The sequence below is a fragment of the Chryseobacterium lineare genome (genome assembly GCF_977014045.1).
The window spans coordinates 1,751,636-1,765,997 of the sequence record NZ_CDRNIQ010000001.1 but is presented as its reverse complement, the minus strand read 5'-3'; the positions used below and the strand labels follow the sequence as shown (position 1 = coordinate 1,765,997).

Here is a 14,362-nt window from a genome sequence, read left to right as displayed (position 1 = left end):
AGTTTATTTCTTAATCAGTTTAGCACTTGCTGTTTTATTATCATTAGTTTTCACGGTTACCAGATACGCCCCCTGCACCAGCGCCTGCGTATTAATTTTGGTCACTTTATTTTTGGTTTTCAGGCTTTGCAGCTGCCTTCCACCCATATCATACACCGTGATTTCCGCTTCGAACGGAGGCTCCCCTCCTTTGGAGGGGCTGGGGGAGGTTCCAATCTCCACATAAGCATACTCACTCACCGGATTCGGATAGATCTTAATATCCTGTTTCTCAATCAGCTGGTCAATCTGCTTATCTCCAAGCTTCACAATTTTCCAGTTCTCTTTTCCTAATTCCTCTGCGCTTGTTCCGGCTAGTACAATCGAACCGTCCCGATTCAGCTTAATATCCGAAAGTCTCTCTTCTCTTTGTCTCTTGTCTCCAATGACATGCTTTCTCCACTGCTCATTTCCGTTCTGGTCCAGGTACAGCATCCAGAACGTTTCATCATCACTTTCGATCCGTCCTTCAGCCTGGGTGTAGCCGCCCAGCAAAATGCCTTTAGTCAGGTTGCCGGGTTCCCCTCCTTTGGAGGGGTTAGGGGAGGATATCACACTCATTCCCATCAGCACATCCCTGTTTTTAAAGTTGTATGATTTCTGCCAGATCTCTTCTCCTCTTTCATTCAGTGAAATCAACCACAGATCCGTTCCTTCTTCAATGCCGACGGTTTTATTGCCTGATCTTTCCGATCTCGATTCACCCCCGATCAAATATCCTGTAGAAGTTAAAGCCAATGTTCTCAAATGATCATCTCCTTTACCTCCAAAGTTCTTTTCCCATTCTACTTTTCCGTCTTTGGAAAGCTTAATGATCCAATAATCGCCTTCACCGAAATTTTCGGTAGACTTTGCATAACCGGAAAGTGATTTTGAATTTTGGGTTGAAGCGTCTTGCTCCCCTCCTTTGGAGGGGCTGGGGGAGGATGCACTTCTCGAATACACGCCTAACAACGCCCCGCCATCTTTCGTCGGAATCATTTTCTCCACCTCATCCAATCCTTTTCCGCCTAACACCAATTGTGATAATTCTTTTCCGTTTTTATCCAACCGTACCACCAGAACATCTTTAGAACCATAACCAACCGTTCCCTGAGGCTCTCGAAGGGAATTTTTTCCCGTTGCCTGAGCAGAGCCGAAGGCAACATTCCCCGCCACAAAAAATCCCATATCCGTGGTCTGAATCACCGCTCTGGCTTCTTCATCTGAAGCGCCGCCAATCGTTTTCTGCCACAATTCATCGCCGAATTCATTGATCCGAATCAGCCAGATATCAGATCCGCCCTTGGAATCGTCTTTTTTATCCAGGCCTTTCGAACTGAAACTCGTTCCAGCAAGAAGAAACCCTCCTTCCTGCGTATTCACCGTAGCAGAGAGAAAATCATGATTCTGTCCCGAGAAATACTTTTCCCAGACTTCTTCTCCCTGCTGATTCAGTTTTATCAAATGAAAATCGTAACCGTTATTTTGTTGCTGGCTGTTGGCTGCTGGCAGCTGGCTTTTGCCTGCGGCTCTCGAAGGAGTGGTCCCTGAGCCTGTCGAAGGGATAGAACTCCCGGTTATCAGATACTGCTGATCGATGGTTGTGGTGATCTGGGAAAGAAAATCCTGTGTTGAAGATTGGATGTCTTTCTGCCAGATGACTTCCTGAGCAGAAACGCTCAGGAATGTGCATAAGATGAACGCACTGGAATAGAGTCTTTTCATACGTAGTGTTGAATGGTTAAACTGTTATGATCTTTTTGGCGAAATTAGAAAGGTTTTTTCTTAAGAAAATAAGGAAAACCTCATCCTTAAAGAATAATTGTTTGCAAGAATACTTTTGTAATAAGGAAGAATGGCCCTGTGATGAATGGTTGTTATCATGGTTTTTTGTTTATTATTTTAGATTCAAAAACATCATTTTTCAATCAGATATACAAAACTATTCCTCAGAGACGACAAGCCGTGTCGTATGATCATGAATATTCAGTTCTTTGTTCAGAAGTGAAAATCTTATTCTTTAAATCCGGGGCGAAATTAGAGAAAAAAAATCATAAAACAATGATACATTGTTAAAAATTAATCTTGGTAAAAAACTTTAAAAAATGACGTTGAATAAAATTTTATTACTTCAGTTATTGAGATGATTTTGAGATGAAATAGGGGCGTTGTAACGAATAATATTCTACCATAAAGCAGAAGCGGTTAAATGAAAAAAATGAAACTTTAATGCCGGTATTTTTTGTAGTAAAACCTGAACAATAATTTTATATCCCTTACGTTTGAGTTAAAAAATAACGATCATTATTCTTGTTTAATTTTAAAAAACACAACATGAGAAATAAACCCAATGTTCCGTTGTATGACGACCATCTGATGCGTTTTGTTTTGGATGTTTTTTCAGAAATTCTGGTCAATCTTCAAAAACCGCATGGGAAGGATTCCTTGTATTACGACAGTGCGGATGTCAAAAGAATGCTGAATATCAGCGACAGTACTTTGTTCCGGATCAGGAAATCACAGAGTATTCCACATGTCCGGATCGGACGGAAAATATTTTATCCGAAATCGTTTTTCAACAGTGCCCTCAAAAAATGAGGGTATTTTTTTTATTTGAATGGCAGGTGAGGGTTCGTAAGTCACCGGTCAAAACCCGTCATATTTTCCTGCAATCCTTCGGGCGTTCTTCGGAAGCTCTTCGGAAAAAGTACCGTTTTTCCGAAGCCGACCCGAAGGTGATCCGAAGAAGACCCGAAGAAAGTACCTCGGAAACCGGTCAAAACCGGTCAAAAAGCGTCAAAACCGGTCATCGCTTTCACAAGTGCTTGAAAATGTGAAATTCCGTTCTATCTTCGTTTCACTAATCTTAAAAATACAAAAAGATGGCAAGAATAACCAAAGGAATCCTGGGAGGATTTTCAGGCAAAGTAGGAACAATTGTAGGCGCTAACTGGCGCGGACAGGATATCATCAGGAGTATCCCCAAACCCAGCAACAGACCACCGAGTGAGAAGCAGCAGCTTCAGCAGGAGAAATTCAAAATGGTCATCGCCTTTCTCCAGCCGCTCAAAAGTATTCAGACGAAATATTTCGGATCGGGGAGCGGATCAAAATCCAGAGTGAATATGGCGGTATCCTACACCATCAGTGAGGCGGTACAGATGGCAGGCGATGTTCCCGAACTGGTGTACAACAAGGTGCTGATCACCAAAGGCGACCTTACCGGTTTTCAGAACATCACCGCCCAGCCGCAAACAGGCCATGTCATCCGGCTGACGTGGGAGAATAATTCCACCCAGGGCAACGCTTCGGAAACCGACACTGTCAACGTGATCTGCTACTGCGAGGAACTGGACCGTTTTGAAATCTTTGAATCCGTAGCCGTTCGCACCGATCTGACGAAAGAGGTCACGCTTCCCACAGCGTATACCGGGAAAGAGGTTCAGGTCTGGAGTTACCTTCACAATGCCAAAGGGACTTCGGCTTCTAACAGTGTGCATATTGGTGCTGTTACCCTGATCTAGAAATGATGAGCTGCCTCAAGAGTGAGGCGGCTTTTTTGTTTATGTAGGTTAAATCAATGAATGGGAGTTGCGCTGGCTTGAATGCTTGCGCAGGTTATTTACACTATAGATCTCTTGATTATTGTTAGAAATAAAAATACCCCGCAGATAGGCGAGGCGCTAAATGTTTTCACAACGGAATAATCCTTATTGTGAATTGCTTTCGAATACAAATCTAAAAATTATTTTTTTAATTATTTTATGGTTTTCCACAAAATACTTATTTTTTTTCTCTTTATTTTTATACAATTTCAAAAAACTAATAGATATGACAAAAAATATACTTGGATTAGACTTGGGGACAAACTCAATTGGTTGGGCTTATGTTCAGGAAGATTATAAAAATCCTGAAAATAATAGAATCATTAAACTTGGAGTTCGTGTAAATCCGCTAACAGTTGATGAGCAATTGAATTTTGAAAAAGGAAAACCGATTACGACCAATGCAGGAAGAACTTTAGCCAGAAGTGCGAGAAGAAATCTTCAGAGATTTAAGTTAAGAAGAGCCAATCTTATTGATGTTTTAAAGAAAAATAATATTCTTAAAGAAGGAGCTTTGCTTACTGAGATTGGTGGAAATTCTACGTTTCAGACTCAGGAATTAAGAGCAAAGGCAGCAAAAGAAAAAATAGAGCTTTCAGAATTTGCGAGAGTTTTGCTTCTTATCAATAAAAAAAGAGGATATAAAAGCAGCCGTAAAGCTAAAAATGAAGAGGACGGTCAAATTGTAGATGGAATGGCTGTTGCTAAAAAATTGTATGAAGAAAACTTAACACCTGGAGAATATTCATATCAACTTTTGCAGCAGGGAAAAAAACAATTGCCTGATTTTTACCGTTCAGATTTACAGGCTGAATTTGATAAAGTATGGAATTTTCAAAAACAATATTATTCAGAAATTTTAACCGATGACCTTTATAAAGAATTACAAGGCAAAAATAAAAATGCAACTTGGGCAATTCTGAAAGAGCCATTTTCTCTCGTTGGGATTAAGCAAACCGGAACAATGCAGGAGAAAAAAGTTGAAAAATACTTTTGGAGAAGTGAAGCGGTAAAGAAACAATTGGATTTTGAAAGTTTAGCTGTAGTATTTCAGGAAATTAGCAGCAATCTGAATAATTCGAGCGGTTATTTAGGGGCGATTAGTGATCGAAGTAAAGAGCTTTATTTTCATAATCAAACGGTCGGAGAATATTTATTTCAGCAGTTAAAAGCGAACCCACATACAAAGCTTAAAAATCAGGTTTTCTACAGACAGGATTACTTAGATGAATTTGAGAAGATATGGGAAACTCAATCAAAATATTATAAAGAATTAACGAAAGAATTAAAGGAAGAAATTCGGGATATTATCATTTTCTATCAGAGGAAGCTCAAATCACAGAAAGGCTTAATAAGTATCTGTGAGTTTGAAAACCGAGAAATTGAAATTACAGAAAATCGAAAAATAAAAAAGAAAACAGTTGGGTTAAAAGTTGCGCCAAAATCTTCTCCTCTGTTTCAGGAATTTAAAATCTGGCAGGTTCTGAATAATTTACAGTTTCAAAATGTAGATACAAAGGAAATATTCCCAATAGATTTAGATTTCAAGCAATCCATTTTTGATGAAGTCAATATAAAAGGAAAAATTTCTGCAAAAGATGTTTTAGATCTTATTGGATATTCAGGAAAAGAATGGAAAACTAACTTTAAAGATATTGAAGGAAATTATACCAATGAGAATTTCTATACCGCTTTCCTGAAAATAATTGCCAGTGAAGGAATAGAATTTCCAAAAGAATTTAAACTGACGATTGATGATGAAATCAAAGTTTCTAAAATAAATGCGTCTGCGGAAATCATCAAATTATTTGTTAAAGAAAAACTGTCAGAATTAGGAATTAATACTTCTGTTTTGGATTTTAATCCTGAATTGGAAGGGAGTGATTTTGAAAAACAGGCTTCTTATCAGCTTTGGCATTTGTTGTATTCCTATGAAGGCGATGATTCTCCTTCGGGAAATGAAAAACTGTACGAACTTTTAGAAAAGAAATTCGGTTTCAAAAAAGAACATTCCAAAATATTGGCGGATATTGGTTTTCCTCAGGATTATGGAAGTCTTAGTTCTAAGGCGATGCGAAAAATTTATCCTTATGTTAAAGAGCATAAATACAGCGTAGCCTGTAACTATGCAGGTTACAATCATTCTAAAAATTCATTGACCAAAGAACAATTGGAAAATCGAGTTTTGAAAGAGCAATTAGATATTCTTCCAAAAAATTCTTTACGAAATCCAGTAGTTGAAAAGATTTTGAATCAAATGATCAATCTTGTGAACACATTAATTGATGATTATAGTGAAAAAGATGATGAAGGGAAGATTGTTAAATATTTCAAATTTGATGAAGTAAGAATTGAATTGGCGCGAGAACTCAAACTTAATGCGGAAGAACGAGCTACGATGACTTCTGAAATTAACAAAGCCACTATACAACATCAAAAATATGCAGAAGTTTTGCAAAGAGAATTTGGCATAAAAAGTCCTTCAAGAAATGATATTATCCGTTATAAATTATACTTGGAATTGGCAAATAACGGCTTTAAAGATCTGTATACGGATGCAAAAATTGAAAGAGAAAATTTATTTACAGATAAGTACGATATTGATCATATCATTCCTCAATCCAGATTCTTTGATGATAGTTTCTCCAATAAAGTCTTAGTTCCGAGAACTGCTAATCTTAAAAAAGGAAATTTTACGGCTTTCGATTATCTTGAGAATGAAGGAAAAGAAAAATTGGAGAAATTTCTTAATGTCATAAAAGATCTTTATGACAAAGGTATTATTAGCAAAGCGAAATATGAAAAGCTACAGAAAAAAGGCTCTGAAATAGGAGAGGGATTCATTGAAAGAGATTTAAGAAATACACAATATATTGCCAAAAAATCTAAGGAAATCCTTTTTGGAATTACTAATTCTGTGGTTCCCACTTCGGGAAGAATAACAGATAAACTTCGGGAAGACTGGAATCTTGTTAATACAATGAAAGAACTTAATCTCGAAAAGTATAGAAAATTAGGTTTGACGGAATTAATTGCAAATTCCAAAGGAGAGGAAAAAGAAAGAATCATTGATTGGACGAAGAGAAATGACCATCGTCACCACGCAATGGATGCTTTAACAGTTGCCTTTACCACCCACAATCACATCCAATATCTGAATTATTTGAATGCAAGAAAAAATGAAGCTCATAAAGAACATAAAATAATTACAAATATTGAAAATAGCATTACAGAAATTGTAGAAAAGAAAAACGGATCAAAAGAAAGAAGATTCAAATTACCGATTAAAAATTTCCGTACTGAAGCCAAAAAACAATTGGAAGAAGTTCTGGTTTCTCATAAAGCTAAAAATAAAGTAGTTACCAAAAACATCAATAAAATTAAGAAAAAAGGAAGTATAATTGCGAAAACAGAGCTGACTCCGAGAGGACAGCTTCATAAAGAAACAATTTACGGAAGTGCTCAATTCTTAAAAACAAAAGAAGAAAAAATATCTGGAAAATTTGATGTAGAAACGATTCAGAAAGTTCAAAATGACAAATATAGAAATGCTCTGCTAAAAAGATTACAGGAGTTCGGCGGAGATTCTAAAAAAGCATTCACCGGAAAAAATGTTATTTCTAAAAATCCAATATTTCTTAATGCTGAAAAAACTGAGCAATTACCTGAAACCGTAACTTTAGCTTGGTATGAAACAGGTTATACCATCAGAAAAGTTGTTAATGCTGATAATTTTAAAGATTTTAAAAATATTGAAAAAGTTATTGATAAAGGAATTCGTGATATTCTAACCGAAAGATTAAAAGAATTTAAGGGGAACTCTAAAGAAGCCTTTTCCAATTTAGAAAAGAATCCGATTTGGCTTAACAGATCAAAAGGAATTTCAATAAAGACGGTTACTATTACAGGAGTTAATAATGCCGAAGCTTTACATTATAAAAAAGATCATTTAGGAAAAGAAATTTTAGACGAAAATGATCAAAGGATAGCCGTTGATTTTGTAAGTACAGGAAACAATCATCATTTAGCAATCTATATCAATAATAATCAAGAACTAGATGATAAAATAGTTTCATTATATGAAGCAGTAGAAAGAGTTAATCAGGGTTTAGATATAGTTGACAAATCATACAAGCAAAGTGATGGATATCAATTTTTATTTACCTTAAAACAAAATGAATTGTTTTTATTTCCAAGTGAAGATTTTAATCCAAAAGAAATCGATTTACTTGATGATAAAAATTTAAATAATATTTCTAAAAATCTTTTCAGAGTCCAAAAAATTTCAAAAGTTGGATATGGTAATTCTTTTGTTAGAGATTTTGTATTTAGACATCATCTGGAAACCTCAGTCGAAGATAGAAAAGAACTTCGTAATATTTCTTATATCCAATTAAAGAGTTTAGAAGGCTTGAGAAATATAGTGAAAGTTCGTCTAAATCATTTGGGAAAAATAGTTCAGGTAGGAGAATATTAAAATTTTCACAATATGATCACCCGCACCATCTACATTGGCAATCCCGCTTATCTTAAGCTCAAAGATGAGCAATTGAAAATCCTCTGTCCGGAAACCAAAACGGAAAAGGGGAGTGTTCCGGTGGAAGATCTGGGTTTGCTGATGTTGGATCATTATCAGATTACCATTTCACACCATCTCATTCAGAAAATGATGGGAAATAATGTGGTGGTAATAAGTTGTGATTCCCATCATTTACCGCACGGAATCATGTTACCATTGTATGGACATACCGAACATTCGGATCGGGTAAAAGACCAGCTGGAAGCCAGTGAACCGTTAAAGAAACAATTATGGAAACAGACGGTGGAATGTAAGATCGAAAACCAGAAAAACGTTTTGATGAAATTGGGTAATTATTATGAACCGATGTTGGAATATCAAAGAAATGTAAAGTCAGGTGATATCACCAATATGGAAGGCATCGCCGCCCAGCATTACTGGAAATATCTGATCAGTCTGGATTTTTTGAGACAGCGTTTTGGGGATTCACCCAATCAGTTTTTCAATTTCGGATATGCGGTCCTCAGAAGTATCGTCGCCAGGGCGATTGTTGAGACAGGACTGCTTCCTGTTCTGGGGATTTTTCATAAGAATAAGTACAATCCGTACTGTCTGGCAGACGATCTTATGGAGCCTTACCGTCCGTTTGTAGATATACTGGTCATGAAGTGGCTGAAGCTAAATCCTGAAAAAGAGGAGCTTACAAAAGAGTTTAAGGCTCATATTCTGCAGATTGCAACAAAGGACGTGCGCATTGATGATAAAACCAGGCCTTTGTTAGTTGCTGTTAAAACTACCGCATCTTCACTTTATAAGTGTTATACAGGAGAAAAGCGGCTGATCTCTTATCCTGAATTGCTATGAATGCCGAAAGGTTTAATGCATACCGAATTATGTGGGTTTTAGTATTATATGATCTCCCGACCGAGACCAAAGCCAATATGAGAGATGCCAACCGATTTCGGAAAGCTCTTATAGATGATGGTTTTACTTTATTTCAGTTCTCAATGTATGTCCGCCATTGTCCGAGCCGTGAAAATGCGGAAGTACATATTAAAAGAGTTAAATTTATGCTTCCTAAAGCAGGAAAAGTAGCCATTATGTGCATCACGGATAAACAGTTTGGAGATATCGAAATCTTTTTTGCCAGGAATAAAGAAGAACCGCCTCCGACCTTTCAGCAACTCGAATTATTCTGATTTTTTAAATCCTAAATAATAAATAAACCCACTGAATTACAGTGGGTTAAATTTTGAGGTTGTTGTGTATCCCAAAGATACGGATAAATGAAAGCAATTCACAACCGGATGAACCACCAGCAGTATTAAAGGTGTGTTGTTGTGTATCCCAAAGATACGGATAAATGAAAGCAATTCACAACCCGCGGTGCAATGATGGCTAGAACCAATAAGTTGTTGTGTATCCCAAAGATACGGATAAATGAAAGCAATTCACAACAATGGTCCCGTGCTGAATTGACATCGGCTCGTTGTTGTGTATCCCAAAGATACGGATAAATGAAAGCAATTCACAACGTGGAAGCTTAGAATGATACTTTATGCGGGGTTGTTGTGTATCCCAAAGATACGGATAAATGAAAGCAATTCACAACGATAGAAACGACGGGAAAGCCAGATTCGGAGTTGTTGTGTATCCCAAAGATACGGATAAATGAAAGCAATTCACAACTGGATTTAGGAAATCGCTTTCGGCACTCTTGTTGTTGTGTATCCCAAAGATACGGATAAATGAAAGCAATTCACAACAAGGTTAATGAAGTTTTATGAGCGAATTGTGTTGTTGTGTATCCCAAAGATACGGATAAATGAAAGCAATTCACAACATCCAAGTAGTTCAATAGCTATTTCCGGACGTTGTTGTGTATCCCAAAGATACGGATAAATGAAAGCAATTCACAACTGATGAGATCTCCGATGAATTAATGCTTGTGTTGTTGTGTATCCCAAAGATACGGATAAATGAAAGCAATTCACAACCCGCCAGAGAAGGTGACGAGAAAGAAGATGGTTGTTGTGTATCCCAAAGATACGGATAAATGAAAGCAATTCACAACCTCGGGTTCGATATTCCCGCCTCCCGATTTGTTGTTGTGTATCCCAAAGATACGGATAAATGAAAGCAATTCACAACATCGACGTACTCTTCCATTTCGGGGGAATAGTTGTTGTGTATCCCAAAGATACGGATAAATGAAAGCAATTCACAACACCATACGTTTACGGGCCTTTTCGAAATTCGTTGTTGTGTATCCCAAAGATACGGATAAATGAAAGCAATTCACAACTTTCGAGAAAGAGGTTAAATACGACGTTAAGTTGTTGTGTATCCCAAAGATACGGATAAATGAAAGCAATTCACAACGTCGATTAAGCCTAAACGCTCGTCGATTAAGTTGTTGTGTATCCCAAAGATACGGATAAATGAAAGCAATTCACAACAATTTTGGAATAATGAAGGAACAATATTTGGTTGTTGTGTATCCCAAAGATACGGATAAATGAAAGCAATTCACAACAATTAAATGACTGATCACGAAAAAGCAATAGTTGTTGTGTATCCCAAAGATACGGATAAATGAAAGCAATTCACAACGATCTCCTTATAAGCCAAGAGCAATACTGGGTTGTTGTGTATCCCAAAGATACGGATAAATGAAAGCAATTCACAACAGGAACTAATAGAGGATAAAACAAGCTCAAGTTGTTGTGTATCCCAAAGATACGGATAAATGAAAGCAATTCACAACCTTTAATCCAGTGATCAAAATAAGTGAGATGTTGTTGTGTATCCCAAAGATACGGATAAATGAAAGCAATTCACAACATCAGCGGCCAACCATCTATAACCTGCAGCGTTGTTGTGTATCCCAAAGATACGGATAAATGAAAGCAATTCACAACTACGGATCCTTTTTCTAGGCGTTCGACAGTGTTGTTGTGTATCCCAAAGATACGGATAAATGAAAGCAATTCACAACAAGGCTATGAGGTTGCTGAAAAATTAAGAAGTTGTTGTGTATCCCAAAGATACGGATAAATGAAAGCAATTCACAACAATTTCTTCCGATTTGTTCGAAAATCCGAAGTTGTTGTGTATCCCAAAGATACGGATAAATGAAAGCAATTCACAACGAGCGTTTAGATCTGCCGAATTTTCCGTTAGTTGTTGTGTATCCCAAAGATACGGATAAATGAAAGCAATTCACAACCATCTTTAATAGCTTCTGCAACTGCTGCCTGTTGTTGTGTATCCCAAAGATACGGAAATGATAATAATAAAAATCCAACCGTAGATTGAACTTTACGGTTGGATTTTTAATTCTTATAGCAAATGCCAATATGCTTGTGAAAAGTTTAGGGCTTAACTGAATTTAATTTCCGCTTCAAAAACGTCTTCAAAATGTTTTCTGATCTTCGTTTTGATATCTTCCATTTCTTCGGGAGTCAGTTCCCTTTCCAGTTCTCTTTTCAGAGAAGTTACCTGTTTGTCTTTGATGCCGCAGGGAATGATGTATTCGAAATACCGCATATCGGTATTTACATTCAAAGCAAAGCCATGCAGCGTTACCCAGCGGGAAGCTTTTACGCCCATTGCGCAGATTTTTCTCGCATACGGTTTCCCTACATCCAGCCATACACCGGTTTCACCGGGAGAACGTTCTCCTTGCAGGCCATATTCGGCGATGGTTCTGATGATGACTTCCTCCAAGTTTCTCATGTATTTATGAATGTCTGTGAAGAAATTCTCAAGATCCAGAACGGGATAACCGACAATTTGTCCGTAGCCGTGATAGGTAATGTCCCCGCCCCGGTTTACCTTTACAAAAGTGGCGTCTATTTCTTTTAATTGATCCATTCCCGCAAGCATATTTTCTTCATGGCCGCTTTTTCCCAGGGTGTAAACGTGAGGATGCTCTACCAATAAAAAATGGTTGGGTGTTATAACGTTCTGTTCGGCAGGAAGATCGCGGTTTTTGATTTTGAGATCAATAATATTTTTCATCAGAGACTCCTGATAGTCCCAGGCCGATTGATATTCCCGGGTTCCCAGATCTTCAAATTCTACGACTTTATTCTGAATTGTATTCATATCATTTTTTGACTCTTCAAATTTAGTGATTTTTAAGCTTTAATAGAATGGATGAAATCTATAGCTTTCTTCTTCCAATCTCTATTTTGCAATAAAATATTCACAAACGCCGTTCCGATGATTCCGCCGTCGGCCTTTTCGGTGACATTGTTGAAATCTTCTTTAGATTTGATTCCGAAACCGATCATTACAGGATTTTTCAGTGGCAGTGAGGCTAACCTCGAAAGATAGTTTTCGTTTTTTAAAACAGCATTATCATTTCCTGTGGTGGAAGACGAGCTTACCGCATATAGAAATCCCGAACTTAAAGAATCCAGGTATAAAATTCTTTCGTCCGAGGTTTCAGGAGTTACCAGAAAGGTGAAATGTAAATTATACAGTTTTAAAATTTCACGGTAGTTTTTTTCGAATTCAACGGGCGGCAAATCGGGAATAATTAATCCCGAAACACCACTCTCCGAACATTCTCTGCAGAAATTTTCAAATCCGAAACGTAAAACAGGATTGATATAGCCCATCAAAATCACCGGGATTTTTATTTCATTTTTAATGGACTTTAACTGAGAGAAAAGTTTTTCGATCGTCATTCCGTTTTTCAGGGCCAGCTCGTGCGCCTCCTGAATGACAGGACCATCAGCAACGGGATCCGAGTATGGCATTCCGATCTCCATCATTTCTGCTCCGGAACTTTGTATTAGTCTGATGATTTCAGGGGTGTCTTCCAGCCTGGGAATTCCAGCAGTGAAGTATATATTTAGTTTTTTTTGAGGCTGAATGCCTGAAGTTTGAGACTCAAGATTATTTTTATTCATAAATTTGATTTAAGAATTTATCTTTCTGAATTGAATTTTCGCCTTTTAGGGAACAATTTATAAATGTTTGAGATACGTTTCCATATCCTTATCACCACGGCCACTCAGGCAAATGACCACGGTATCATTTTCATTAAATTCTTTTTTATCTAAAACAGCCAAGGCGTGCGCACTTTCCAAAGCGGGAATAATGCCTTCAAGTTTTGTCAGCTCAAATGCTGATTGTAAGGCTTCCTCATCATTAATACTGAAGAATTCGGCTCTTTTTTCCTGAAAAAGATGGGCGTGAAAAGGCCCAATTCCCGGATAATCAAGTCCTGCGGAAATCGAATGCGGCTCGATGACCTGTCCGTCCTCGGTCTGCATGACCAGGCTTTTGCTTCCATGCAGAACGCCTAAGGTTCCGAGGAATGTAGTGGCCGCGGACTTTCCGGATGTAACGCCAAAACCTCCGGCTTCGGCCGCGATGATTTTAACTTCCTTTTCGTTGACAAAATGATAAAAAGCCCCTGCAGCATTACTTCCACCGCCAACACATGCAATAATATAATCCGGATTTTCATTGCCGGTCTGTGCCAAAAGCTGCTCTTTAATTTCTCTTGAAATCACACTCTGAAATCTCGCCACTAAATCCGGGAACGGGTGAGGTCCGACAACACTTCCGATCACATAATGTGTCGTTACAGGATTGTTGATCCAGTCTCTTAAGGCTTCATTTACAGCATCTTTTAAGGTTTTTGAACCTGAAGTTGCCGGAATTACCCTGGCGCCGAGCATTTTCATTCTTGCCACATTAGGAGCCTGTCTTTGAATGTCGATTTCTCCCATATACACGATGCATTCCAGACCAAGTAAAGCACATGCTGTAGCCGTTGCAACGCCGTGCTGTCCCGCACCGGTTTCTGCTATAATTCTTGTCTTTCCAAGCCGTTTTGCCAATAAAACCTGTCCCAAAGCATTGTTGATTTTATGTGCTCCGGTATGGTTGAGGTCTTCTCTTTTGAGGTATATTTTTGTTTTATATTTTCCGCTTAAATTTTTTGCATAATAAAGCGGAGTTGCACGTCCAACATAATTTTTTAACAAATCCTGATATTCTCGCTGAAAGTCTTCAGATTCAATGATTTCAAGATAGTTTTTCCGCAGCTCTTCTACATTCGGATAAAGCATTTCAGGGATAAAAGCACCTCCGAATTCTCCGTAATATCCGAATTCATCTGGATTTCTATAATTCATATTTTGTTTTTTATCTATTAAAAGTTTTAAATAATCTTCATGGATTAAGTCCCGAAGGG

At 37.7% G+C, this 14,362-nt stretch carries 9 protein-coding genes and 1 CRISPR repeat array; of the genes, 5 read left to right on the top strand and 4 right to left on the bottom strand.

Annotated elements, in window-relative coordinates:
- Window positions 1-3: 3 nt before the first annotated feature.
- Window positions 4-1,746 carry a T9SS type A sorting domain-containing protein gene (locus ACWNCI_RS07720; RefSeq protein ID WP_449387133.1) on the bottom strand — a complete coding sequence of 581 codons (1,743 nt, stop codon included), beginning with the start codon at window positions 1,744-1,746 and terminating at the stop codon, window positions 4-6.
- 609 nt (window positions 1,747-2,355) lie between these two features.
- Here ACWNCI_RS07720 and ACWNCI_RS07715 point away from each other — a divergent pair.
- The 5 genes from ACWNCI_RS07715 (at window position 2,356) to cas2 (ending at window position 9,344) form a co-directional block, all read left to right on the top strand.
- A complete protein-coding gene (locus tag ACWNCI_RS07715; RefSeq protein WP_449387134.1) occupies window positions 2,356-2,619 on the top strand; it encodes a helix-turn-helix domain-containing protein in 264 nt (87 codons plus the stop codon).
- A gap of 284 nt (window positions 2,620-2,903) precedes the next feature.
- The gene (locus ACWNCI_RS07710) at window positions 2,904-3,545 is read left to right on the top strand and encodes a DUF6266 family protein (RefSeq protein ID WP_449387852.1); all 642 of its coding nucleotides are present in this window, start codon (window positions 2,904-2,906) and stop codon (window positions 3,543-3,545) included.
- A 307-nt stretch (window positions 3,546-3,852) separates the two neighbouring features.
- Window positions 3,853-8,103, top strand: a complete 4,251-nt coding sequence (cas9, locus tag ACWNCI_RS07705) for a type II CRISPR RNA-guided endonuclease Cas9 (RefSeq protein ID WP_449387851.1) — start codon at window positions 3,853-3,855, stop codon at window positions 8,101-8,103.
- 12 nt (window positions 8,104-8,115) lie between these two features.
- Entirely contained in the window at window positions 8,116-9,009 is an 894-nt protein-coding gene (gene cas1 / locus ACWNCI_RS07700; RefSeq protein ID WP_449387850.1) for a type II CRISPR-associated endonuclease Cas1, read from the top strand.
- Entirely contained in the window at window positions 9,006-9,344 is a 339-nt protein-coding gene (gene cas2 / locus ACWNCI_RS07695) for a CRISPR-associated endonuclease Cas2 (protein WP_042721221.1), read from the top strand. Before cas1 ends, cas2 begins: the two co-directional genes overlap by 4 nt.
- A gap of 58 nt (window positions 9,345-9,402) precedes the next feature.
- Window positions 9,403-11,374: a CRISPR direct-repeat array (repeat unit 47 nt; unit sequence GTTGTTGTGTATCCCAAAGATACGGATAAATGAAAGCAATTCACAAC).
- Window positions 11,375-11,526: 152 nt separating this feature from the next.
- Here the strand turns inward: cas2 and lipB are convergent.
- From lipB to trpB, 3 genes are read right to left on the bottom strand one after another with little or no spacing between them, the layout of a single operon-like run.
- Window positions 11,527-12,255 (bottom strand): lipoyl(octanoyl) transferase LipB, encoded by a 729-nt coding sequence (gene lipB / locus ACWNCI_RS07690; protein ID WP_449387849.1) that lies wholly within the window; start codon window positions 12,253-12,255, stop codon window positions 11,527-11,529.
- A gap of 32 nt (window positions 12,256-12,287) precedes the next feature.
- Window positions 12,288-13,067, bottom strand: coding sequence for a tryptophan synthase subunit alpha (trpA, locus tag ACWNCI_RS07685; protein WP_449387848.1), 780 nt, complete (start codon window positions 13,065-13,067; stop codon window positions 12,288-12,290).
- 57 nt (window positions 13,068-13,124) lie between these two features.
- Window positions 13,125-14,303: a tryptophan synthase subunit beta gene (trpB, locus tag ACWNCI_RS07680; protein ID WP_449387847.1), complete on the bottom strand. Its 1,179-nt coding sequence runs from the start codon at window positions 14,301-14,303 to the stop codon at window positions 13,125-13,127.
- Between the last annotated feature and the right edge of the window lie 59 nt (window positions 14,304-14,362).

Excerpts from the sequence above, each read along its gene's own strand:
- ACWNCI_RS07720 (WP_449387133.1), bottom strand. The coding sequence starts at position 1,746 with ATGAAAAGACTCTATTCCAGTGCGTTCATCTTATGCACATTCCTGAGC.
- ACWNCI_RS07715 (WP_449387134.1), top strand. The coding sequence starts at position 2,356 with ATGAGAAATAAACCCAATGTTCCGTTGTATGACGACCATCTGATGCGT.
- ACWNCI_RS07710 (WP_449387852.1), top strand. The coding sequence starts at position 2,904 with ATGGCAAGAATAACCAAAGGAATCCTGGGAGGATTTTCAGGCAAAGTA.
- cas9 (WP_449387851.1), top strand. The coding sequence starts at position 3,853 with ATGACAAAAAATATACTTGGATTAGACTTGGGGACAAACTCAATTGGT.
- cas1 (WP_449387850.1), top strand. The coding sequence starts at position 8,116 with ATGATCACCCGCACCATCTACATTGGCAATCCCGCTTATCTTAAGCTC.
- cas2 (WP_042721221.1), top strand. The coding sequence starts at position 9,006 with ATGAATGCCGAAAGGTTTAATGCATACCGAATTATGTGGGTTTTAGTA.
- lipB (WP_449387849.1), bottom strand. The coding sequence starts at position 12,255 with ATGAATACAATTCAGAATAAAGTCGTAGAATTTGAAGATCTGGGAACC.
- trpA (WP_449387848.1), bottom strand. The coding sequence starts at position 13,067 with ATGAATAAAAATAATCTTGAGTCTCAAACTTCAGGCATTCAGCCTCAA.
- trpB (WP_449387847.1), bottom strand. The coding sequence starts at position 14,303 with ATGAATTATAGAAATCCAGATGAATTCGGATATTACGGAGAATTCGGA.